At 43.8% G+C, this 22,599-nt stretch carries 24 protein-coding genes; 5 read left to right on the top strand and 19 right to left on the bottom strand.

Features of this window, described 5'->3' with window-relative positions; translation table 11 throughout:
* Position 1: 1 nt before the first annotated feature.
* The 10 genes from ABTV07_RS01535 to acpS form a co-directional block, all read right to left on the bottom strand.
* Entirely contained in the window at positions 2–331 is a 330-nt protein-coding gene (locus ABTV07_RS01535; RefSeq protein ID WP_433746620.1) for an anti-sigma factor antagonist, read from the bottom strand.
* Between the two features lie 69 nt (positions 332–400).
* A complete protein-coding gene (locus ABTV07_RS01530; protein WP_433746617.1) occupies positions 401–1,408 on the bottom strand; it encodes a PP2C family protein-serine/threonine phosphatase in 1,008 nt (335 codons plus the stop codon).
* Positions 1,409–1,418: 10 nt separating this feature from the next.
* Positions 1,419–1,820 (bottom strand): anti-sigma regulatory factor, encoded by a 402-nt coding sequence (locus ABTV07_RS01525; protein WP_114746634.1) that lies wholly within the window; start codon positions 1,818–1,820, stop codon positions 1,419–1,421.
* A 4-nt stretch (positions 1,821–1,824) separates the two neighbouring features.
* Positions 1,825–2,181: an STAS domain-containing protein gene (locus tag ABTV07_RS01520; protein ID WP_114746706.1), complete on the bottom strand. Its 357-nt coding sequence runs from the start codon at positions 2,179–2,181 to the stop codon at positions 1,825–1,827.
* 5 nt (positions 2,182–2,186) lie between these two features.
* On the bottom strand, positions 2,187–3,011 hold the full coding sequence (locus ABTV07_RS01515) for an RsbT co-antagonist protein RsbRA (RefSeq protein ID WP_433746613.1): 825 nt from the start codon (positions 3,009–3,011) through the stop codon (positions 2,187–2,189).
* Between the two features lie 360 nt (positions 3,012–3,371).
* Positions 3,372–3,722: a type II toxin-antitoxin system endoribonuclease NdoA gene (ndoA, locus tag ABTV07_RS01510; protein WP_114746636.1), complete on the bottom strand. Its 351-nt coding sequence runs from the start codon at positions 3,720–3,722 to the stop codon at positions 3,372–3,374.
* 4 nt (positions 3,723–3,726) lie between these two features.
* Complete coding sequence (locus tag ABTV07_RS01505; RefSeq protein WP_114746637.1) at positions 3,727–4,008, bottom strand: CopG family ribbon-helix-helix protein; 282 nt, start codon at positions 4,006–4,008, stop codon at positions 3,727–3,729.
* A 191-nt stretch (positions 4,009–4,199) separates the two neighbouring features.
* Positions 4,200–5,390, bottom strand: a complete 1,191-nt coding sequence (gene alr, locus ABTV07_RS01500) for an alanine racemase (protein WP_433746608.1) — start codon at positions 5,388–5,390, stop codon at positions 4,200–4,202.
* Positions 5,391–5,763: 373 nt separating this feature from the next.
* Positions 5,764–6,774: a LolA family protein gene (locus tag ABTV07_RS01495; RefSeq protein WP_433746605.1), complete on the bottom strand. Its 1,011-nt coding sequence runs from the start codon at positions 6,772–6,774 to the stop codon at positions 5,764–5,766.
* 226 nt (positions 6,775–7,000) lie between these two features.
* On the bottom strand, positions 7,001–7,357 hold the full coding sequence (acpS, locus tag ABTV07_RS01490; RefSeq protein WP_433746602.1) for a holo-ACP synthase: 357 nt from the start codon (positions 7,355–7,357) through the stop codon (positions 7,001–7,003).
* A 98-nt stretch (positions 7,358–7,455) separates the two neighbouring features.
* On the opposite strand from acpS, the gene ABTV07_RS01485 reads away from it, so the two are divergent.
* Positions 7,456–8,046 carry a rhomboid family intramembrane serine protease gene (locus ABTV07_RS01485; protein WP_433746599.1) on the top strand — a complete coding sequence of 197 codons (591 nt, stop codon included), beginning with the start codon at positions 7,456–7,458 and terminating at the stop codon, positions 8,044–8,046.
* 48 nt (positions 8,047–8,094) lie between these two features.
* On the opposite strand, the gene ABTV07_RS01480 is transcribed toward ABTV07_RS01485, so the two are convergent.
* The 9 genes from ABTV07_RS01480 to ABTV07_RS01440 all read right to left on the bottom strand — a co-directional run bounded on the left by ABTV07_RS01480 (position 8,095) and on the right by ABTV07_RS01440 (position 17,808).
* Positions 8,095–9,546 carry a PH domain-containing protein gene (locus ABTV07_RS01480; RefSeq protein ID WP_433746596.1) on the bottom strand — a complete coding sequence of 484 codons (1,452 nt, stop codon included), beginning with the start codon at positions 9,544–9,546 and terminating at the stop codon, positions 8,095–8,097.
* Positions 9,539–10,003 carry a PH domain-containing protein gene (locus ABTV07_RS01475; protein ID WP_433746593.1) on the bottom strand — a complete coding sequence of 155 codons (465 nt, stop codon included), beginning with the start codon at positions 10,001–10,003 and terminating at the stop codon, positions 9,539–9,541. Before ABTV07_RS01475 ends, ABTV07_RS01480 begins: the two co-directional genes overlap by 8 nt.
* Positions 10,004–10,202: 199 nt before the next feature.
* The gene (locus tag ABTV07_RS01470) at positions 10,203–10,481 is read right to left on the bottom strand and encodes a hypothetical protein (RefSeq protein ID WP_433746590.1); all 279 of its coding nucleotides are present in this window, start codon (positions 10,479–10,481) and stop codon (positions 10,203–10,205) included.
* A gap of 118 nt (positions 10,482–10,599) precedes the next feature.
* The gene (locus ABTV07_RS01465) at positions 10,600–12,015 is read right to left on the bottom strand and encodes a DEAD/DEAH box helicase (RefSeq protein ID WP_433751033.1); all 1,416 of its coding nucleotides are present in this window, start codon (positions 12,013–12,015) and stop codon (positions 10,600–10,602) included.
* 214 nt (positions 12,016–12,229) lie between these two features.
* The gene (locus ABTV07_RS01460; protein ID WP_433746588.1) at positions 12,230–12,943 is read right to left on the bottom strand and encodes an alpha/beta hydrolase; all 714 of its coding nucleotides are present in this window, start codon (positions 12,941–12,943) and stop codon (positions 12,230–12,232) included.
* Positions 12,944–12,956: 13 nt separating this feature from the next.
* Positions 12,957–14,339, bottom strand: coding sequence for a UDP-N-acetylmuramoyl-tripeptide--D-alanyl-D-alanine ligase (locus ABTV07_RS01455; protein WP_433746585.1), 1,383 nt, complete (start codon positions 14,337–14,339; stop codon positions 12,957–12,959).
* A gap of 111 nt (positions 14,340–14,450) precedes the next feature.
* Positions 14,451–15,521, bottom strand: coding sequence for a D-alanine--D-alanine ligase (locus ABTV07_RS01450; protein WP_433746582.1), 1,071 nt, complete (start codon positions 15,519–15,521; stop codon positions 14,451–14,453).
* 347 nt (positions 15,522–15,868) lie between these two features.
* On the bottom strand, positions 15,869–16,303 hold the full coding sequence (locus ABTV07_RS01445; RefSeq protein ID WP_433746580.1) for a DUF4937 domain-containing protein: 435 nt from the start codon (positions 16,301–16,303) through the stop codon (positions 15,869–15,871).
* 731 nt (positions 16,304–17,034) lie between these two features.
* Positions 17,035–17,808 (bottom strand): hypothetical protein, encoded by a 774-nt coding sequence (locus ABTV07_RS01440; RefSeq protein WP_433746577.1) that lies wholly within the window; start codon positions 17,806–17,808, stop codon positions 17,035–17,037.
* 288 nt (positions 17,809–18,096) lie between these two features.
* Here ABTV07_RS01440 and ABTV07_RS01435 point away from each other — a divergent pair, with 288 nt between their 5' ends.
* The 4 genes from ABTV07_RS01435 to ABTV07_RS01420 all read left to right on the top strand — a co-directional run bounded on the left by ABTV07_RS01435 (position 18,097) and on the right by ABTV07_RS01420 (position 22,584).
* Positions 18,097–19,398 carry a hemolysin family protein gene (locus tag ABTV07_RS01435; protein WP_433746574.1) on the top strand — a complete coding sequence of 434 codons (1,302 nt, stop codon included), beginning with the start codon at positions 18,097–18,099 and terminating at the stop codon, positions 19,396–19,398.
* A gap of 374 nt (positions 19,399–19,772) precedes the next feature.
* Complete coding sequence (locus tag ABTV07_RS01430; protein ID WP_433746571.1) at positions 19,773–21,134, top strand: hemolysin family protein; 1,362 nt, start codon at positions 19,773–19,775, stop codon at positions 21,132–21,134.
* Positions 21,135–21,266: 132 nt separating this feature from the next.
* Positions 21,267–21,983 (top strand): polysaccharide deacetylase family protein, encoded by a 717-nt coding sequence (locus ABTV07_RS01425; protein ID WP_433746568.1) that lies wholly within the window; start codon positions 21,267–21,269, stop codon positions 21,981–21,983.
* Between the two features lie 7 nt (positions 21,984–21,990).
* Positions 21,991–22,584, top strand: a complete 594-nt coding sequence (locus ABTV07_RS01420; protein ID WP_433746565.1) for a DedA family protein — start codon at positions 21,991–21,993, stop codon at positions 22,582–22,584.
* Positions 22,585–22,599 lie beyond the last annotated feature (15 nt).

Raw genomic sequence — 22,599 nt, 5'->3', positions numbered from 1 at the left:
ATCATACTCCACCCTCTACCTCGGAATTGATATCCATAATATCAGCCAATCCGGTAATGTCGAATAAACGCTTCAAGCGTTCAGAAAGGCCTGTCAGTACCAATTGGCCATCGTTTGCGCGGATGCTTTTAAACAACCCGACAAAAACGCCAAGTCCTGTACTGTCCATATATGAAACGTCTGTAAGATCTATGGTGAGATGTATATTCGATTTGACGGCAAACGGAGAAAGAGCTTCCCTTACTTGAGGGGCTGTATATGCATCGATTTCTCCACCGATTTTACTCTTGACAAATTGTTCGTTTTCTTGAATTTCCACATTAATATTCATGAAATTATTCACCCCATCTACTTTTCAACACTAATACTTTTACCCAAAGAAAAACCGCTCAAACCAAATTCAGCATTTTCTTTTTAAAATGATAAGTGTAAAGTCATCCCTTAGTTGGAAATCCTGAAGCTTTTCAAGGTCTTTATAAATATTGTTTACAATTTCCTGCGAATTTAAATGAATATATTTTTGGATATATTCCACCAAATCTTCCCGCTCCAGGAACCCTTGCTCTGTGCGGCATTCCGTTACCCCGTCAGAAAGAAGAACAATCATATCCCCTATTTCCACGTATTTTTCGTATTGCTGATATTTCGTCTTCTTGTCGATGCCGAGAAGGAGGCCTTTTGCAGAAAGGTCGCTGAATTGCTTTTTGCTGGAATGGTAGTAGAAGCCGGGTTCATGACCGGCAGAAGAATAGTAGAATGTATGTTTATCTGTATCATACATTCCGTGGAACATGGTGATGAACATCGTAGGATCCACATTCTGCTCGACTACGCGGTTGATATTCTCCAACACGCTGCTTGGATTATATTGGTTTTCGGGAAGGCTGTCCATTGCGTATTTGATCATGGACATGCAAAGAGCAGCGGGAATTCCCTTTCCGATGATGTCTGCTATCGCAACACTGATGCGATTCTTTTCTTTGACGAAATGATAATAATCGCCGCTCATGGTTTTGGCAGCGACACTGATGGCGCCGATGTCCAGGCAATCCTCAGACGGTATCTTTGTACCGAGGAGTGTCTGCTGCATATTGGCCGCTATTTCGATTTCCCCGCGAAGCTCCTGCTGCTGATTGCGCAGGCTCTGATGCTCCCTATAGGCCAGACCATAGCCGATCATCACTTCCAAAAGGACATCAAAAGAATGAACGATGGAGTCGGGCATTTCCGGCTCCATCTCCATGATCAGTGAACGATGCAGACTGATGATTTCTTCTGGAGAAATCTTGTGTTCAATCGTTTTCCTGCTGAATTTTTGCCCCTGGTACAGTACTTGTTCGTTTTGGTCTTTTAGATAGTTTTCGAGAATCTCTTTATATTTTAATTCCATTATATTTCTAAAATCCATACTACTCCCCCTAGCGGAGCCATTTGGTTGCTCTTATATCCGTCCCTTCACCGGGATTTGAATCGATTGAGAAATCATCCATCAATCTTTTCACCCCGGGAAGTCCGGCACCCAAACCTCCTGATGTCGAGAAGCCGTCCTCCATGACTTTTCGAATATCGGTAATACCAGGACCCGTATCAACAGCGATAATCTTCAGGCCAGCTTTTCCATTCTCATATAACTTTTCAATGCAGACCTGTCCTTGTCCTGCATATAAATAAATATTTCGCGCAAGTTCACTGATAGCCGTTGTGATTCTCGCCTGGTCCACTGTTCCGAACCCGAGTTCCTTGGCTACATTCCTACCTAATTGGCGGGCTGCGACGATATCCCATTCGTTTAGAATCTTTACGCAGGATTGAACGTCCATACCGTTAATCCCCCAGTTCCTGTTGTAATTTCTCCAGGCCTTTTTCTAAATCCAATGCGGTTAGGACCTCTTCCAATCCAATTCCTAATTCAATGAGGGTAATCGCAACTGCCGGCTGGATTCCTGTAATCACTACTTTTGCACCCATAAGGGTAGACATATTAATGACGTCCCCGAGTACTTTTGCAATGAACGAATCAATAAAGTCGATCGATGTAATATCGATGACGACACCTTTTGCATTCGTTTCATGTATTTTATTTAATAAATCTTCCTGGAATTGAAGAGCCGTTTGATCGTCAAGCTCCCATTGGATCGATACTAAAAGACAATCATGAAGCTTTAATATTGGGATTCTCACTTTCATCATCCTTCCAGTTCCACGATTTTTCGATTCGTATATTCAAGCGCAGCCTCTATACCTTTTCTGAGCGTGCTCGTTGTGATGATCTGATTCAAGTTGATTCCTAAATTCACAATGGTCTGCGCAATTTCAGGACGGATGCCTACAAGCATGCATTTCGCTCCGACCAGTCTTACAGCCTCAGCTGCCTGGATGATATGATGGGCAACCATTGTATCAACGACAGGAACACCCGTGATATCGATAAGGACAACCTCTGCACGGTGCTTCACTGTTCCCGTCAAGAGATTTTCCATAATCAATTTTGCTCGTTCTGTATCAATTGTCCCTACTAATGGAAGGACAGAAATTTTTTCAAAGACTGGGATAAGAGGCGCCGATAATTCCTGAAGGGCGATTTTTTGGAGAGACACTGTCTTCTCCCATGTTTCTGTGTAGACATTGATGACTTCGTTATATAAAGGGGTCATCCATTTTTCAAATACTTCGCCGAATTCGATCAAACGCTCATCCGGAACGGCGCCTTCTTCACGCATGCCTTCAAAGACAATTTTACTAAATGCCTGCATCCCTTTTGTCACAAAAGTCAGAGGCCAGCCCAATCGAATGACTTTTGCAGAAAAGTCCTCTAATTTAGTCGAGAAATCCTGGTCATTCATAAGATTGGAATTCAACAAGTCGACGAACTCACGGCTTGTCCGGGTAAAAACCTGGTCTGAAACCACTTTGACAATCCTTTCGTCCGCCTGGTCTTTCATTGACTCCATCCATTTTTCCAATAAAGTCTCCTTGTTGTTCTGGATATAATCTACTAATTGATGATACATGTGGCCCTCCTTATTTATCACGCGGAATATATAAGCGGCAGAATCGAATCCCCTTTTTCGAAACCGCAGCGTCTGCTATGTTCTTTTTTCTGGATTCACACAATTAAATTGCTTTGTTTTATTTATCTTTTTGCATTTAATTGTTATCAATCCTTATTTTATATAAAAACAATCTATTCTGACAAATTTTTATTACATTTTACATTTTCCCGTTACTCTTACTATACATAAGTTGGGACATAATCACTATCATGAAATATTCCCAGTTAAAATAGCGCTGTTGATTCCCGCCCGTGACTTCACTTTAACATGTTAGTTTATAAAAAAACAAAAAACGCCCTTTTCCGGAGCGTTCTCAATTTAAAATTCAATGAGTCCTACACTAATCTGCAGGGCTTCATCCACTTTTTCCATCATTTCATCATCCAAATGAGTGATCTTGTCTGTTAAGCGCTGTTTATCTATTGTCCGGATTTGCTCCAGCAATATAACGGAGTCACGTTCGAATCCGTAGCGCTTTGCGTCAATTTCGACGTGCGTCGGCAGTTTTGCTTTTTGAATTTGTGCGGTTATGGCAGCGACAATTACAGTGGGACTAAACCGATTCCCTATATCATTTTGGATGACTAAAACTGGACGTACACCGCCTTGCTCAGATCCAACTACCGGGGAAAGGTCTGCAAAATACACGTCACCACGTTTAACAATCAAAGGTTTAACCTCCGCTTACTAAACGTTCAACTGTATGTTCTGCCTCGTACTCAGCTTGAATAGCTTCGGAAGCAATCGCTAAGTTGATCTTAGCCATTTCCATATAGCCGCGTCTCATTGACTCTCTAATTTGGCGTTTCTTACGTTCGCGAAGATACATTTTCGTAGCACGATAAATAAACTCATTACGATTCACATTCTCTTGTTCTGCAAATCCATCCAATTCGCTTAAGAGCTGCTGCGGCAAACGTATTAATATTTCTGTTGTTGCGCTGGATTCAGACACAATCGACACCTCCACCATCACTACACACCGTTTCATTCACTACCATTACAATCATACCATCAAACAACAGCAAAGAAAAGAGCATTCAGCAATCTTTATCTATTATCGGCAATGCCTGCCAGCTATTATGCATATTTTTTCCGCGAATGGCATTAAAATTATCTTTTTTCTGAGCTGAACTAGAATATTTCCTATTCAAGCAGCTTATTTTCAACACTTACCGGCTCATCTCTGTGTATAAATACCCTTGGCACCCGATTGGAGATGATGCATGGAATTTCATAGTTGATCGTCTCCAGCTTCTCTGCAATTTCATCTATCGTGATTTTTTCATCACCCTGCGAGCCGATCAAGGTCACAAGCGTCCCGACAGGCATTTCATGCGGCAGCTTGATCATGCATTGGTCCATGCAGATCCTTCCGACAATGGGAGCGCGCTTGCCATCCACTAATACTTCCTGTCCTTGAAGCCTGCGGATCCAGCCGTCTGCGTATCCTATCGGAAGCGTCCCTATCCACTCCCCGCCTTCAGCGGTATAAGTGGCTCCATAGCTTACACTCTCGCCAGGATTGATTTTTTTCACATGGACCAGTCTGGCTTGCAAAGAGAAAACTTCTTTTAACGGGAAAGGAAGCAGTCCTTTCATCTCTTCCGACGGGGAAAGCCCATACATGGAAATGCCCAATCGGATGGCATTGAAATCCGTCTGCGAATGCCTCAAGGATGCCGCACTATTTGCAGCATGAACATATTTCGGTTTTTCCCTAAGGGATGCCACCATCTCCTTGAATGCTTCAAGCTGTTTATGAAAAAGGCTTTCATCCAGTTCATCCGCTGTTGCAAAGTGGGTGAAAACCCCTTCAAAGAGCAGCTGTGGAGATGAGTCGATGATCCGCTCCAGCTCTTTCAGTTCTTCAAACGTCCTCACACCTAGCCTGTTCATCCCCGTATCACATTTGATATGGAGGCGGACATTTTTTTCTGCCGGCAAAAAGGCCTCCGCTTCTTCCAGCCACTCTCTTTGGAACACGGTTAAAGATATATCATGCTCTGCTGCTAAAGCAGCATCTTCAGCCCTGCTCGCTCCCAACACCAAAATCGGAGCTGTAATCCCTCTTTCTCTAAGCGAAAGTGCTTCATCTAAAAAAGCAACGGCCAATCCATGAGCACCTGCCTTTAAAGCCGTTTCGGAAACCTGAAGATCCCCATGGCCATAAGCGTTCGCCTTCACAACTGCGAAAATGCCGACTCCCTCTGGAAGGAGCCCATTGACAGCACTTACATTTTCATAAAGATTGTCCAAGTTGATTTCAGCCCATGTATCCCGGAAAAATCGAGTATAAGCGTTCAAAATGTTCACGTCCTTTAACCTTTGCCTCATCTGCTACATTTGATTATTTCAACTATGAACGTCAATTGTCAAATGTATTAATTACTAGCAAAAGAAAGAAAAGCGGAAACGCCTCGATCAGCCCCGACTTGCATAAGACGGAACTCGAAGGAAATCCTGATTTCCGTAGAGTTTTGGCTTATGACTCGAGGGGCTAGGCGTTGGAGCTGGACAAAGAAAAGCGGAAACGCCTCGATCAGCCCCGACCTGCATAAGACGGAACTCGAAGGAAATCCTGATTTCCGTAGAGTTTCGGACCCGAGGGGCTAGGCGTTGGAGCTGGACAGAGAAAAGCGGACATGTCGAAAAAAACAGGCCGTCACTATGGCGGCCTGTTCTAGTAAGAATACGTAGTGCATTCAGATTATTTTACCATGTCTCCTTGGACAGAGCGTGCCACCATCACCATTTCATCCGAAGACAAATCTTTGGACGCCAGCATGTAGTCAACTCCATCGTATGTCCAGGAAATAGAAGTATCCGTCATTGCTCCGACTGTAAAGCCCAAATCGACGATCTTGCCAGGTGCCTGTGTAGAAACCATGGCCGTCGGCATTACTTCTGCTTTTTCCTGAACCAATGTGAAGGACTTATCTCCTCCATATGTCAGGACAATTCGCTTGCCGGAATCAGTTGCGATATCCTTTTCATCGATGAGGCTTGCGCCGACATCCGCTGTTGGATACTGAACCTTGAATTCCTTCGCAGAAGCTGACGCATCCACCGGAACTTCAAGCTGTGCACCAGTCATATTTTTGTTTGTATCGAAAGCATCCTTATCGAAGCTTGCGTTGAAGTCCACTTTGGAAAATTCAACTGTGACAAGCGCATTGTGATCTGTATCCATCACTTTTACACTGACTGGAGCCAGGCTGCGTTTGCTGAGTTTGATTTCCTGTGTCGGAAGCATTTTGCTGTTTTGATAGCGCGTTTTTGTTTCAAATACATAATAATCCTTTGTAGCTGAAAACTTCGCGTTTTTATCTTCGAGGATATCTTTTACAAGCGATTCATATAAATACGCCTGGCTGCTGTTTTCCGGCCATTCACTCTGGAATTTGAAGCTTTTGTTCAGAGCAGGCGTCAGCACATAGACACCTTCTTTATTCCTTAGGATCATTTGGCTTTGATCCCGCTGGGCATTTTTCAAATTCACTCTGTAGTAGTCCGGTTGATTATGCCACACATCAATCTGGTAAGTCTGCGGCTCGTTGCCCATTTTAAGGGTCATCTTCGCTTGTGCTTTATACCCTTTGATATCCCCCAGCTTCTCCGTCAAATCTTTTGTAACATCTTCCTGCGTTTTTGCACCGCAAGCAGATAGTGCCAGGATTGCTGAAATGGCAACTATGAGCACCCAAATCTTCCTTTTCATCTTTTCAGCCCCTTTTGTCTCATTTGAACGTAAAGGAGAGGGATTCAGGAGGCTGTACATCCAATCCGTTCCATCCCTTGCTTTGTGGTTCCGTCCTGTTGGATTGGAAATGGACGGATGGGGGATGACAGCAGCACCCTTGTCTCTCCTATATGCACTATGAATATATGAGACAACCTTTTTGATTATGCTTGGGAAGAAAAGACAAGCAGGAAAAACTTTTCATTCAGTTCGTTTCTTCTATTATGACTTGCGCCGCCGCATACTCCTTGCTGTGGGTTATCGACAAGTGCACTCCTTTATCGATCGGCTTGATGAATACCGGTTTTCCTTTTTCATCGTAAGCCGTTTCCATATCCTGAAAAGAAAGATCCTTTCCAATCCCGCTTCCCCACGCTTTCGAAAAAGCTTCCTTGGCAGCAAAACGCCCAGCAAGATATTCCGTCCTTCTTTGGCCATTGAGCCCGCGATAAATCCGGATTTCATTTTCCGTAAGCACCCTGCCGGAGAAACGAGGCTGCTTTTCTTCGAGATGCCTGATTCTCTCAAGCTCCACAATATCCATCCCAATACCTTTTATCATAAAAAAACCATCCTTCTATCCCGTGATTTCTGAGCATATATATGACAAGCAGACTTGTACCAAGAAAGACTCATTACTTTAAATGAGGTGTGGCTAATATGTTTGTCAGAAATGAAAATTTCAATGATTATATCAAATTATATCCTATTATTACATGCATCGCCGCCATTCATACGGTATTGTTCGGAATAGCTGCTTTGCCTTACCTTCCAAACGATTGGATATTCGAAAAGCTGATCGGCGCCAACATCTATATCAAGCAAGGAGAGCTTTGGCGTTTCGTTTCCCCTTTATTTGTGCACGTGAATTTCTCTCATTTCATCTTCAATACGATTGCCCTTCTAATATTCGCCCCCCCGCTGGAAAAAAAGCTGGGGAAGATCGTCTTCTCTTGTTTTTATCTGCTATGCGGAATCACCGGGAACCTGTTCGCTTTTCTACTTTTGCCCCTCACTTATGTTCACACAGGTTCAAGCGGGGCTATCTTCGGCATTTTCGGCTTCTATCTGGCATCGGCGCTGTTCGGGAAAAACCCAACGTCCAGATCGGCACAGGTTATACTGCCCGTTTTGATCATCTCTCTTTTCATGTCATTCATCCAGCCAGGAGTCAATATCACTGCCCATTTGGCAGGCTTGTTCACCGGAGTTGCTGCCGGTATCCTGCTGCGTGGAAAGCTTGAATCCTAAACAGCAAAAAACTGCCTCGAATTTTATTTCGAAGGCAGTTTTTTTCGTTTATTTCTGGTCCTCCTCAGGAATGAACCAGTCATACATTTTTTCTATTTGAGCTGCATCCGCATATCTAATCGCTGCTTTCCTTCCCATTTCACCAGACTTTACGGCTGCTGAAAGACTGGCAAGGCTCTTTCTTTTCTGAAACCAGCTTTGTGTCACCTCGAGAGATTGTATTCTCGCTTTTTTCATATAAATCGTTGTCTTGGTCACTGCTCTATAGCAAAGGACCAATTGATCCCCTGTAACATTCCACCCTGCTGATTTATATTTCCACGCACCGATCAATGCAGCTGCGGCGAGGACAATCAATGCAAGTGAACCCCATGGCCAAAACACAATAGAAATCACCGCTGCGGGAATCAGGACACGAATAGTCTCCCTCACGATATAGTTCCAAAATGCCCGGTGCGGCAGCTTGGTCAAACCCACTTCCATTTGGTAGTCCGGAAAGAAGCGTTCAGCCAGCATGGGAATCTTCTTCTTTTTAATGATCGGCAAGACCATCACAGACGCACTATCCGCCTCTTTGACGGATCCCCCCGCACTGTCGATATAAACAGTGGCAAATCCAAATGGCTCCCTCGCTGGATTTTCAACAATCCGGATGGCCTGTATCCTCTTCAAAGGGATGGTAAGCTGCTTCTTCTCAAGCAAGCCCCTTGTGATAATCAAATCATCACCCGTTTTCCGGATTGTAAATCGGCTGTATTTCAGCATGGTGACCGCGATGGAAAACAGCCATGCCATAAGCAGTCCGAAAAATACAGCAAAAACGACCAATACAATGCTGCTGTGCACAGCCTTGTTCATCTGCTCGAATACTTTTTGATAAGGAATGACATCCTCAAATTGAAATACAAAAGCAACGATGGCTGAAAGCACAACCCCAACACCGCCGGAAGTAACAGCCATCAACAATAACTCTGAATTCGAAACGTGATGGACGACAGCTTCCGTTTTTATTTCTTCCTGATGTTCCAGCTGATCGGCTGCACCCTGCTTTTCCATTTGAATCGTCTTCTCCAGCCAGAGAGCCTCCTCTTTCTTGATGGCTGTCAACTCTCCCTCAGCATGATTTTTCTCATTGCCGCCTGCTGTTTCAATTTGAACACGAACAAGGCCGAACGGGCGATGGAGAATCCCTTCCGAAAAATCCAAACTCTGAATTCTTTCCAATGGGATATATCGTTTTTTCTTAACAAAAAGGCCGTATTCGATCCTTAGCTCGCCTTCCTCAATTCTGTATGTGAATCTCTTCCACTTAATGATTCCTGACGCCAAGATAAAGATGATGGAGAGAACGGAAACAAAGAAGGGAAATGAATCCCAGAATGTTGAATCCTTCCCTCTGCCTAAAAACAAGAAAACCAAAATGGGAAAAATCATTTCGCGCAGCTGTTTCAGTACCGTCCATACTGCTGCGATCGGGTGCAGACGTTTGTATTCAGACATCGTCTTTCGCCACCCTTGCCAACGCCGAAATGGATGAACGCAATTCATCGGCTTCCGTTGTATCAATGGCTGGAATATGGTGCGTTGTGGCAGCGGTCGAAACCGTAACTGTCGCAAGGTGGTATCTTCTCAGCAACGGCCCTTCCACCGTGTCGACATGCTGGACCCTGACCATCGGCACCAGGGTTCTTTTTTTGAAAATGATCCCGCTCTGCAATTCAATCTCTTTCTCCCGGACCTCATACCTCCATCTTTTCCATTTCACATTCGGAAAAAGATAGACAAATATGTATACATAAAGAATGCTGACCACACCGCCGCATAGGATGATCCAAGACGGCCAGTCAAAAAAAGAAACAAGCGTGATGACCCCAAAGTATATCGCTAATATTATCAATGAATGCAGCATCCCCGTTATTCTCCATACTTTCAGGGCTTTATCTGAAATCTTATTCATTGGCTCCCTCATCCGTTATACCCCCATTTCTTTCTAGACCTATTATCTCTTATTTACGCAGGTGGGCGTGGAAAGTTTCATTCTAGGACAAAAAAGCCGGATCACAGGGGAGCGGTTTGATGATGAAGGTGCCTTGATGAAGGTGCCTGTCACGCCCCGAATTTTGTCGATTTTTGTAAGATCGACTCGATTCCATCGGCTAATTTATCAGAAAAAGTGCCAGTGGCGCATAAGACGGGGCGTTTGGCGCATAACCCAAACTTACCGGCGCAAAAGCAGGGATTTTTCGCGCATAGAGCCAGACAATCGGCGCATAACCGACCAAATTTCGCGCATAAAGCTGCCGCAGCAAGGCTTTTACCCTTGATTTCCCTGTATTTCTGCCCCTCGCCAACCACAGATCGGATTTTCCGAAGCTTTTCACCTGATTTCCACCCTGCAAAGTGAAGAATGGGGTCATCCAAATGAGGTTTTTCATCAAATTGTCTTTTTCCCGTTTTTGACCGCCGACTCTCTATGCAATTTGCAATGTTTTCTTCGGAAGTGGCCAGTGGACCAAAAAAAAGCTGCTTCACAAGGAAGCAGCTTTTGTATAATTAGTTATTTTTTTGAGGTCTTTTTCTTGGCGGTCTGCTGGAAGAACGCTGCTGATCGCGTCCGTAGCTGCGTTGACCTTGGCCTGAACCTTGAGGCTTCCCTCTTCTGCGGGAGCGGCCGTTGTCTCTGTTGCCTCCGCGGTCCCTTCTGGATGGAAGAGGAGCTTCTTCTGTAATTTTGACAGCTGAACTGTCAGGCTCTTTTGTAAGAACTTTCAATGCAGCTGCAGCAATTTGCTCAGGAGAGAAATTCTCAAGCAATTTTTCGCCCATTTGCTGGTAGTCCTGCAATGAATTAGCTTCAATGGTTTCAGCAATTTGATCGTAAGACGCTTTTAGCAGTCCTTCAAGTGCTTCTGACCAAGTTGGCGGCTTCATTGGAGTCATGCGCTTTTTAGTCGTTTGTTCAACCACTTTCAGGTAGCCCATTTCACGAGGGCTGACAAATGTCATTGCCATACCTTCTTTTCCTGCGCGGCCAGTACGTCCGATACGGTGGACATAGCTTTCCGGATCTTGCGGGATATCGAAGTTGTATACATGTGTGACGCCTGAAATATCAAGACCGCGCGCTGCAACATCCGTTGCAACCAGTACATCGATTTTGCCTTCTTTGAACTTTTTAAGAACAAGCAGGCGCTTCGCTTGGCTTAGATCTCCGTGGATCCCTTCTGCCAAATATCCTCTTAAGGAAAGAGCATTTGCAAGTTCATCTACACGGCGCTTCGTACGGCCGAATACAATTGCAAGCTCAGGGGATTGCGTATCAAGCAAACGGGATAATACATCGAATTTTTCTCTTTCGTGTACTTTCACGTAGAACTGCTCGATGTTGGAAACCGTCATTTCCTTTGCTTTTACTTTTACAAGCTCAGGATTTTTCATGAATTTCTCAGCGATGCGGCGGATTGGGTCCGGCATTGTAGCTGAGAATAGAAGTGTTTGGCGTTCTGCCGGTACATTGGAAAGGATGGACTCGATATCTTCTTTAAAGCCCATGTTCAACATTTCGTCCGCTTCGTCCAAGATCAATGTGTGAACATTATCCAAACGCAATGTGCGTCGTTTGATATGGTCAAGGATACGTCCTGGAGTACCTACAACAATGTTAGGGTTTTTCTTAAGGGCACGGATTTGGCGTTGGATGTCCGCTCCTCCATATACAGCCAATACACGTGCACGGCTGTCTTGGCCGACTTTATATAATTCTTCCGAAACCTGGATGGCTAATTCACGGGTAGGGGCGATGATGATCCCTTGTACGTCTGTGCTTTTTGGATCAAGCTTCTCGATCAATGGAATACCAAAAGCAGCGGTTTTCCCTGTACCAGTCTGTGCCTGGCCGATGATGTCCTTCCCTTGTAGACTCAAAGGAATTGTTCCCGCTTGAATTGGAGTCGCTTCTTCAAAACCCATCCGTTTAACTGACTTCAACGTAGTGGGGCTTAAACCTAATTCTGAAAACTTCGTCAATGCTATTCATTCTCCTTTATTCTTCTTTAAAAGCGGCTACTTATTTTATAGTCACTTTTCGTTTTTTATAAACAAAAAAAGACACTCTTCGGTTGAAGAGTTGTTTTTTTGGGTATTAATGATGTTTCTGTAATGTTACCACTAATAAAGATGGATTTCAACGTAAGGACCTGCCTTTATTTTTTTCCGTCAAAAAACAAAATATTTCGTCAAATAATTCCATCTGTCCATCGCAATGGCAGATCAAATGCTTGGCACCAGGCTCCAGCCTTAGGATCTTTCTGCTGCTCCCGATTTTATCATATAAATAATAAGCGCTTTTAATGGGAACTATTCCATCTTCTTCCCCTTGGGCAATAAACGTGGGAATGTCGATTTGACCCAGCACTGACTTGGAAAGCTTGACGATTTTCTTGAATTCCCTTGTGGAAGAAATTGGCGTTGAAATTATTTTCTTTTTGTAGCGGTTAAACAACTCATTTTCTTTAAGCTTTCCATTGAGTGAGTCGTTTATAATTTCCTTTATATCTTTTAATAGTTGTTCGAAATTGATATAGTATGCTGCGGCACTCAGCAGCACCAGGCGTGACACGGGGTACCTCGCTGCGAGATAGCCGGCAATCAATCCGCCCATCGAGAAACCGACAAGGTAGACCTCTTCACACTCATCCAAAAGATTCTTTAACGCCTCTTCCGCACACTCTATCCATTCATGATGAAGGATGCCCTTCAGCTCCAGCTCTTCCCCATGGCCGGGAAGAGTCGGAACGGCCACTTTCCACTCGGTATGCTCAGCCAAATAACCGGCTAATGGCTCCACTTCAAATGGGGACCCGGTAAACCCGTGTATCAATAGACATCCTTTCATCATTATTCACCAACTTCTATTTTGATTCTAGCGCATGGACGATATCTTCCAGCTTCATCCCTCTTGATGCTTTCACGAGGATAAAATCCTTTTCATTCACTTTGCTCTTGAGTGCCTCAATCAATGGCTCTTTATCCAGCAAGGCATGGACCCGCTCTTCGCCGAATCTCTCCCTTGCCCCTTCCGCAATCCACATCCCGCGTTCGCCATATGTGAATACTTCCGTGATTTTCTCAGGATCGATTTCACGGCCGGTTTGAAGATGGAATTCCTTCTCTTTATCGCCAAGTTCAAGCATATCCCCGAGGACTAAATATTTTTTGCCTGAGCCTGTTTGCTCTTCTGCAAGTCTGATTGCTGCCCTCATGGAAGTCGGACTGGCATTATAAGCATCGTTTATAATGACCGACCCATTGATTCCAGCCACTTTCTCCATTCTCATGGCAGTCAGCTTGAGGCCGGCCAGACCGGTTTTGATTTTCTCCAAATCAAGCCCAAGCTTGCTGCCGACAATAACTGCAGAAACGGCATTCATCACATTGTGTATCCCCATCACAGGAACGAAGAATTCAATATCAGGATTGATGTTTACACGGAAATGGTTGCCATCCTCTGTCGAATTGACTTCGACAGGGTAGACGTCGTTATTTTCACTTTGTCCGAATGACTGCAATTGATACGGACGACAGCCTTGCAGCCTCTCCTGCAGCAATGGTTCGTCGCCGAAATAAACGAGAGTCCCTTCTTCCCCAAGACCAAGGGCGATTTCAAGCTTGGCTTCGGCAATCCCTTCCCTGGAACCGAGGTCCTGCAAGTGGGATTCGCCAATATTGGTGATTACCGCGATGTCAGGGCGGGCTAATTTTGTCAGGAACTCGATTTCTCCTCTGGCACTCATTCCCATTTCGAGAACGACGGCCTTTGTATCTTCCTCAATGGATAGTAGCGTCAATGGAAGGCCCAGGTGATTATTGTAGTTTCCTTCTGTCTTCTGTACTTTAAATCCTGTGCCCAATACAGCAGCAATCATGTCCTTTGTTGTCGTTTTCCCGTTGCTGCCGGTGACGCCGACGACTTTCAAGTCTAGTTGATTACGATACGATTTGGAAAGTTCCTGTACGGCTTCCATGGAGCTATCCACCAGCAATACAGGTACATCCTGAGGAGGGTTAGGGACATCTTTTTCCCACAGCGCTGCAGAAGCTCCTTTTTCAAAGGCATCCTTGACCAATGTATGGCCGTCGATTTTTTCTCCTTTAAAAGGAATGAACAAATTGCCTTTTTGCAGCTTCCTCGTATCGATGCAGACGCCTTGAATTTCCGTGTCTCCGAACGCATCAAGAATCTTTTGATCAAACTGGAACATTTCCGAAAGCTGTTTTATTGAACGTTTTATCATCTGGACGATTCTCCTTTTTCATGAACAATTAAGCGGATAAAAGAAGGGCCAACTAAAACGATTCTTAGTCAGCCTCCTGTTGATTACATCACCCGTATAGGGTTTTCACCATTAAAATGTATGCTTGATGTTTTGCTTTTCTTCGTGGCGTTCAATGGCCAATTGGACCAATCTTTCAATGAGAGCCGGATAGTCGACTCCTGTATGCTTCCAAAGAAGCGGGAACATGCTGAATGGCGTGAAGCCCGGCATTGTGTTCACTTCATTGATCAGGACTTTTCCATCCTTCGTCAAGAAGAAATCCGCTCGGACAAGACCGGAATTATCCAATGCCTTGTAGGATTTCACGGCCATGTCTTTCATCTCCGCGTAAACTTCATCAGAAATTTCAGCCGGGATGATCATCGCTGTGTCGCCGTCTTCATATTTCGCTTTATAATCGTAAAAATCTTTTTTCGGGACAATTTCACCGGCAACGGAACATTCAGGTTTATCGTTCCCCATTACGCCGATTTCGATTTCCCTTGCGACAACGCCTTCTTCAATAATGATTTTACGGTCGAATTGGAAAGCCTCTTCAAACGCTTTGCTCAATTCTTCCCTATTCGTACATTTGCTGATTCCTACACTGGAGCCAAGGTTTGCTGGTTTGACAAAACAAGGATACCCCAATTTTTCTTCAACTTCTTTGTAGGCAGCTTCAGAATCATCTTTCCACGATTGGCGTACGAACCAGACATAATCCACTTGAGCCAATCCTGCTTGTGCAAACAGATTTTTCATGATGACTTTATCCATGCCGGCAGCGGATGCAAGCACTCCATTCCCAACGTAAGGAAGGTTGAGCAATTCCAGCATGCCTTGAACTGTACCGTCCTCTCCATTTGGACCATGAAGGAGCGGAAAGACTACTTCAGTGCTTCCTTTCTCCACCTGTAAGGTTGCGTCCGCCAAGGCAGTAGGGGCAATATTTTCCCCATTGCTATATTCAAGTTCTTTCACTGTTTCTACCGGTCCTGACAACAGCGGCCCCTTGACCCAGCGGCCTTCCGTTGTGATAAAAATCGGCTGTATATCATATTTGTCGGGATCTAAAGCACCGATAACGGCTTTAGCTGTTTGCAAGGAAACTTTATGTTCAGCGGATTTTCCGCCGTATAATAAATTTAATTTCGTCTTCATGTTGACCTCCAAATGGCATTTGAGATGTCTCTATTTTAACACTTTCCTTCAAAAGAAAAAGAAGGATTAAAGGCTTGTAATAAAAAAATAATTTAACCATATCGCACCCAGCTGCTTATATATGGATATGTAAGGGATGAAAAAAAGAACCTATCCATCTTGAAAAACGTTTCTTGAATTGTCATATGCGGTTATTATACCAGAATAATAATAGCTGTCTTTTTATTTTTCCTGTACCTATACCCTTTGGACTATCTTTCTGAAACTCAATTTGAAACCTCAAATAAAAAAACTGCCTCTCTCCCTGTATTGCTCTGAGCCAGTTTTTCCATTTTACTTTTGTGAGGTTAATGCTCCTTACCACGGACAAGCCAGCTTTCTACAAATGAATAGCTGCCTTCTTTTTCTTCTTCAATTACTGCAAAACAGCAGGATTCAGGAGACATTCTCCATTCAAACGGCATTCCATCTTCTATCAACGATAAAAAGGTTTCCATATACTCCACTTCATTCACTTTTGAAAAAGTAATGGCAATTGAATCATGGATTTCCTTTTGCTTGTTCGTATTATAAATCCAATCGTGGTTGAACTTCATAAACTGCTCGTAAAGAACCTCACAGCTCCAAATCCCCCAGATATGCGCGTTGAATTCCGCGTCCCAGCCGCCTAGTTGCCACAGCAGCCCTGGTGTATGTTCAATTTTAATCCATTGATCCTGGGCGTGGGAAAACAATTCCCTTTTCCCTTCTGCTACTTCACAAACAATATGCTTAATCAGCATCTCTTTCCCCCAACAAGTTTTTTCAAAAATCCCCTAAGCCATTTTACTATGAAAAGAGATCTATTAATAGTCTGATTATTCGCGCTAGATTATAAAATGAGCCTTAATGCCTAAAGAGATCGAGAAAGTGCCAGAAAGTGCCTGTCATGCCCCGGTTTTTGTCGTTTTTTGTCAAATCGACTTGAGTTTGTTTAGTCCCAAAAGTGCCAGTGGCGCATAAGAGGGGGTGTTTGGCGCATAACCCCTACGGACCGGCGCATAGCGGAAGATTCCGGCGCATAAGAGAAGCAAAGTGGCGCATAGATGGGCAGTTTTCGCGCATAAGACAGACGCATGAGCCCACTCACCCTCGTTTTCCCTGTGATTTCGCGTCTCCCGCACCTGGAATCGTCTCTTCTGCAGCACTTTCTCCTATTTTCAACCTTCAAATTGCCGAATGGGATAGTCCAAATGAGGTTTTTCGTCAAATTGTCTCTTTTTCTCGTTTGTGACGGGGGATTTTGTATGGTAAATTCGCACTTTTTTCATGGGATATGGACTGTGGCACATAGAGTCTCCGGAAACGGCTATCCCCCCGGAATCCCTGCTTTTTTCGTCATTTATTCATTCTAACGGACACCATCGAACCCTTCGCCGCATCCATAATCCCATTCCGAAGAACTTTTACCATCATGTCAACTCATTTTCCACACAAAATAGAAAAAATCCGCCGTTGAATTCGGCGGATTCCTTTATTTTATGAAAACCTTCCATTCCTTGGTTTTCCGATCAAAGACTATCTTCCCATCAAGGGGATTAGCCGTTATAGTTTGGTATTCTTCATACATCTCATCCATATTGACGAAATCGCCGATGACCCAAATGGGAATCTCGATTTTCGTCCTGCTCTGTTCTGCCTTTTCGATTGAAAATAAGAGTCCTTCTTTCATGTCTTCTATAAATGGATAAAGAATTTCTTTCGGCATCACAGGGTACTCTTTTCGCTTTTTCAGTCCAAGAAAGGATTTTTCACCTTTATTGCCGCTGAGTTTCTGGGATAGAGCGGTGCCCAGTATTCCGTAAAAGTCATCCATCGAACGATAATACGTTTTATTGAACCAGCCATCATCCTGGGCCAGGTACGCAAATTGATTATTCAATTTCCGGTAGAAGGGCAGTCTGAGGTGATTTTTTGAATGGCTTAAATATAATAATTCGGCGATTTCTTGCCCTTCCAGCTGATCAAGGGATTCTTCGTCCTCGAAATCCAGCCAGCAGAACCCGCCATATTGATGCACTTCTTCCTTTAAGAGCTTATTGATTTCTTCATCCCCGACATATTCCAAAAGCGTATGGCGGTTAAATTCACCGTCTTCAAAACGATGCTGCAGCAGCAAAAGTTTCCCCGGCAGTCTAGGGACGCCAGACATGAACTCTTTGAATCGAAGCCCATGTGATACGACATATTGATCTGAATGGTTTACATGAACATAGATGAGATTCCGCACATCCTGTGAATGTTTCAAATACTTGCCCTCCGAATCATCATTTCTCAAGAGAAATTATGCTTCAATTAGTTCTAAATCACTCCTTATATTCTACCAAAATTCTCTCCCAACCCATAATGATATTTTCCATTTTCATATTACATTTACATTACTAAATTGGTCTGGACAGGAAATTTATCCTTTTGTCCCATGTGCTGGTATCGTCTGAAGTGAAAAGGGTAAAGTAATGATATATAATGGACAGAAGAACGGAAAGTAATCTGCAGCATTAGGAGGTGTACGCCGCTTCATTTTGGCGGCGCATCATTGATAATTATAAATATTGTATTATTGATCATTCTTATCGGTTTGACGGCATTCTTCGTTTCATCAGAATTCGCGATTGTAAAAGTCCGCTCTTCCCGAATTGACCAACTAGTTGCGGAAGGGAACCCGAAAGCGGAAGCTGCCAAAGAATTAGTCACCAATCTGGACAGCTACTTATCTGCATGCCAGCTGGGCATTACCATCACCGCTTTAGGACTTGGGTGGCTTGGGGAACCGACTGTGCAGGAATTAATCAATCCGTTGTTCCATACCCTGCACGTACCCGGATCGGTCAGCCACATTCTATCCTTTATTATTTCGTTCAGCGTCATCACGTTTCTCCATGTCGTCCTTGGGGAGCTTGCTCCGAAGACTTTTGCCATCCAAAAGGCGGAACAATTGACGCTGCTCATTGCAACACCGTTAATCTGGTTTTATCGAATCATGTACCCATTCATTTGGACACTGAATAGCTCCGCACGTTTCACGGCTGGATTATTCGGCCTCGAACCTGCTTCTGAGCATGATATGGCCCATTCAGAGGAAGAGCTCAGAATCATCCTTTCTGAAAGCTACAAAAGCGGGGAAATTAACCAATCTGAGTATCGATATGTCAACAAGATCTTTGAATTCGACAATCGTGTAGCAAAGGAAATCATGGTGCCGAGGACCGAAATCATTTCATTTGAAAAAGATACAACCCTCAGTGAAATCCTTTCAATCGTAAAAGTGGAAAAATACACAAGGTACCCCGTTACAGATGGGGATAAAGATAACATTGTCGGTGTCGTCAATATGAAGGAACTGTTGACAGACTGCGTGCATAACCAGTGCCAGGAAGAAGAGACTCTTGCGAAATACACGAAGCCGATTATCAGCGTCATTGAAATGATTCCCATCCAGGATCTTCTGGTCAAAATGCAGAAAGAACGGAGCCATATGGCCATCCTCCTCGATGAGTACGGCGGAACGGCCGGTTTGGTGACGGTTGAAGACATACTTGAAGAAATCGTTGGCGAAATCAGGGATGAATTTGATGCCGATGAAATTCCGTTGATTCGCAAAACAGGCGAAAACAATTATTTATTTGATGCCAAAGTGCTGGTCGAACAAGTCAACGATTTATTGGGCACACACCTCTCAGATGAGGAAGTTGATACAATCGGGGGCTGGATGCTTACTCAAAAGTATGACTTGAAAGAAGGAGATACCTTGGAAGAGGGTTCTTTCCTTTTTAAGGCACATGAGATGGAAGATCATCACGTTCTATATGTAGAAGTGAAAAAAGCTGCACAGAGCTGATCCATTCTGGGTCGGCTCTTTTTTTACAGAAAATGATTTTATGCATAACTTGACGGAATATTCATACTTTCATGCCCATAATATAGTGTAAATCCTCAAAATTCATACCCTGAGTTTGACGCAACTCTTTGAATTCCTTATAATATTGTTAACATTTAGATCGTCGAGGTGATAGGATGGGGCAGTCTATCGCATCTGGGAAATAGCACAATATCGGTATGTTTCCATGGAAACAATAGATGACTATGCTAGCATCATGGATAGAGATTGCTTTACCTGGCAGTCTCGGGAACAAATTTTTTATTAAATTACTATTTTACTATTTTGGGAGGTGACTCCTTACTCGTTGAAAAAAACGAGCTAAGGAAAGTTATTTGGACATATTTAACTTGGTGCTTGTCGTAATACTTATTGCACTTACTGCTTTTTTTGTAGCTTCTGAATTTGCGATCGTCAAGGTGAGAAGTTCACGGATCGATCAATTATTAGAGGAAGGAAACAGCAGTGCAATTTCCGCTAAACGCGTCATTACGAGCTTAGACGAGTACTTATCTGCCTGTCAGCTGGGAATCACTATTACAGCGCTCGGGCTTGGTTGGCTTGGAGAACCTACTATTGCAGGTCTTGTCCATGTCCTTTTCGAGAAATTCAATTTTACGTCGTCCGTGTCCCACATTATTTCGGTAGCGATCGCATTCACTGCCATCACCTTTCTGCATGTGGTCATAGGTGAACTTGCGCCTAAGACATTTGCCATTCAAAAAGCAGAAAAGATAACTCTTATATTTGCAAAGCCGCTTATCGCTTTTTATAAAGTCCTGTATCCATTTATCTGGACATTAAATACATCTGCAAGACTTGTTACAAGAGTCTTTGGCTTGAAGCCAGTATCTGAGCACGAACTGGCCCACTCGGAAGAAGAGCTTAGAATCATTCTTTCCGAGAGCTACAAAAGCGGGGAAATCAATCAGTCCGAATTTAAATATGTAAATAAAATCTTTGAATTCGATGACAGGATTGCCAAAGAAATCATGGTCCCCCGCACCGAAATCGTCTCCCTTGCCAAAGAAGATACGCTTGATGTCTTCCTTGATATCGTACGGGAAGAGAAATTCACCAGATATCCTATCATTGATGGAGATAAAGACCATATCATCGGAATGGTCAATGTGAAGGAAATTTTCACAGACCTTATCAATAATATGGAATTAAATACGCAGACATTAGAATCCTATGTCCGTCCGATCATCCGAGTCATCGACTCCATTCCGATCCATGACCTGCTCGTAAAGATGCAGAAGGAAAGGATCCACATGGCGATCCTTATGGATGAATACGGCGGAACTTCCGGACTTGTGACGGTTGAGGACATTTTGGAAGAAATCGTCGGCGAGATACGGGATGAATTCGATATGGACGAAATCCCCGTTATCCGCAAAATCAAAGACAACCATTACATCATTGATGCTAAAGTCCTTGTTGGCGAAGTGAACAATCTTCTCGGTCTTGCCATAAGCGATGAAGACATCGATACAATCGGCGGCTGGATCCTGACTGAGAACTATGACGCAAAACAAGGTGATTCCGTCATGTATGAGGATTTCGAGTTCACAATCAAAGAAATGGAAGAGCATCATATCAAATATCTGGATGTCAAAAAGAAAATTAATGTAACAGAATCTTCCCCCCAGCAAATCCCGTTGACAAAGTCTGAAGCTTTGTCACAACAGATGTAGCTGCACGGGAAGTACAGCAAGGATGCAGCAAATCGCTGCATCCCTTTTTTGTTCACGGATTTTTCCTTTTAAGAAACCGAATGAAACTGGTATGCTTATTAAATACTATAATATTCCTACAAAAGAATGCAGGTGATTTTCTTGATATGGGCTGCAGCAATCATACTCGCCTATTTAATCTTAACGGTGTTTTCCACCATCTTTATTCGGGTCTTCTCAATCGGGATCACCAAAAAGGGGCAGGTCCCTAATCGAATTGCCATCACGTTTGACGATGGGCCAGATCCTGTCTATACACCAAGACTATTAGATGTATTAAAAAAACATAATGTCAAAGCCACCTTCTTCCTGGTCGGCGAAAAAGCAGAAAGATACCCTGAGATCGTCAAGCGCATCCATGATGAAGGGCACTTGATCGGCCTGCACAATTACAAACATGTATCAAACTGGTTCATCCCCCCTTCTACACTCAGAAAACATCTCAAACGCTCACAGGATATTATCTACTCCATTACTGGGGAGAAGCCTGTTTATTACCGTCCGCCTTGGGGGAGCTTCAACGCGTTTACACATATGGCTTCTGCCGGCTATCAAGTAATCATGTGGACTTCCATCCCAGGTGACTGGAAGGAAAATGTAGGGGTGGACACCTTGCTTAAACGCTTAGTTGCAGCAAGGAAGAGCGGAGCAATCATCACCCTCCATGACAGCGGGACCACGTTCGGAGCCGATGAGCACGCACCGAAAAACACAATTGAAGCGCTGGATCGTTTTTTAACCTTGGAGGATTCAAAAGCATACAGCTACACCACCGTAAATGATGTTCTGAAACATCCGAGCGGGAAATGAGGTACAAATGAACGAACATATTCTGGAATTATTAAACCAATACAGCTACCTGCTCATATTTGTCATGGGATTTTTCGGCATCGTCGGCATCCCTGCCCCCGAAGAAAGCTTATTTGTCTATCTCGGGGTCCTGTCAAAACAGGGCGGACTGTCCTTGATCGGGTGTATCGCAGCATCCACCCTCGGTTCCTTCACCGGAATGGTCACGGCCTATCTCCTTGGTGCTTATATAGGGAAGCCTTTCCTTACCCGCTTCGGAAAATATTTAGGCCTCAATTCAGACAGATGGGAATCTTTCATGTCCCATTGGAATGTTAAACGTTCGCTTCTCAAAGGATTTTTTATTCCCGGCGTCCGTCAATTGAATCCTTATTTCGCAGGGATTGAGCACATTTCCTTTCTACTCTTTCTGCTCCTTTCATTTGGCGGGGCTTTGGTCTGGACGTCAGCTTATACCCTGCTCGGATTCTTTATCAGCACCTATATCCCTATTCATCCAATCATCATCACCTATGTAGGGATTGCGCTGTTTGCTCTATTCATTATCCAGATGATCATCAGATGGATTAAATCCCGGCAGAAAAAAAGAGCAAATGGGTAATTCCCTCTTGTATTA

Origin of the sequence: Falsibacillus pallidus (genome assembly GCF_050990905.1) — a bacterium.
Taxonomy (GTDB): domain Bacteria; phylum Bacillota; class Bacilli; order Bacillales; family DSM-25281; genus Falsibacillus; species Falsibacillus pallidus_A.
Note: the sequence above shows the minus strand (reverse complement) of the source record. Positions and strands in the feature narration are given on the sequence as shown.

Bases quoted from the DNA above. Each gene is read 5' to 3' on its own strand.
- ABTV07_RS01485 (WP_433746599.1), top strand. From the start codon at position 7,456: ATGTTTGTCAGAAATGAAAATTTCAATGATTATATCAAATTATATCCT.
- ABTV07_RS01530 (WP_433746617.1), bottom strand. From the start codon at position 1,408: ATGGATTTTAGAAATATAATGGAATTAAAATATAAAGAGATTCTCGAA.
- ABTV07_RS01465 (WP_433751033.1), bottom strand. From the start codon at position 12,015: ATGGGTTTTGAAGAAGCGACTCCAATTCAAGCGGGAACAATTCCTTTG.
- ABTV07_RS01455 (WP_433746585.1), bottom strand. From the start codon at position 14,339: ATGATAAAACGTTCAATAAAACAGCTTTCGGAAATGTTCCAGTTTGAT.
- ABTV07_RS01470 (WP_433746590.1), bottom strand. From the start codon at position 10,481: ATGAAAAACCTCATTTGGATGACCCCATTCTTCACTTTGCAGGGTGGA.
- alr (WP_433746608.1), bottom strand. From the start codon at position 5,390: ATGAGGCAAAGGTTAAAGGACGTGAACATTTTGAACGCTTATACTCGA.
- ABTV07_RS01475 (WP_433746593.1), bottom strand. From the start codon at position 10,003: ATGAATAAGATTTCAGATAAAGCCCTGAAAGTATGGAGAATAACGGGG.
- ABTV07_RS01480 (WP_433746596.1), bottom strand. From the start codon at position 9,546: ATGTCTGAATACAAACGTCTGCACCCGATCGCAGCAGTATGGACGGTA.
- ABTV07_RS01460 (WP_433746588.1), bottom strand. From the start codon at position 12,943: ATGATGAAAGGATGTCTATTGATACACGGGTTTACCGGGTCCCCATTT.
- ABTV07_RS01450 (WP_433746582.1), bottom strand. From the start codon at position 15,521: ATGAAGACGAAATTAAATTTATTATACGGCGGAAAATCCGCTGAACAT.
- ABTV07_RS01515 (WP_433746613.1), bottom strand. From the start codon at position 3,011: ATGTATCATCAATTAGTAGATTATATCCAGAACAACAAGGAGACTTTA.
- ABTV07_RS01495 (WP_433746605.1), bottom strand. From the start codon at position 6,774: ATGAAAAGGAAGATTTGGGTGCTCATAGTTGCCATTTCAGCAATCCTG.
- ABTV07_RS01445 (WP_433746580.1), bottom strand. From the start codon at position 16,303: ATGCTGATTAAGCATATTGTTTGTGAAGTAGCAGAAGGGAAAAGGGAA.
- ABTV07_RS01525 (WP_114746634.1), bottom strand. From the start codon at position 1,820: ATGGACGTTCAATCCTGCGTAAAGATTCTAAACGAATGGGATATCGTC.
- ABTV07_RS01535 (WP_433746620.1), bottom strand. From the start codon at position 331: ATGAATATTAATGTGGAAATTCAAGAAAACGAACAATTTGTCAAGAGT.
- acpS (WP_433746602.1), bottom strand. From the start codon at position 7,357: ATGATAAAAGGTATTGGGATGGATATTGTGGAGCTTGAGAGAATCAGG.
- ABTV07_RS01420 (WP_433746565.1), top strand. From the start codon at position 21,991: ATGAACGAACATATTCTGGAATTATTAAACCAATACAGCTACCTGCTC.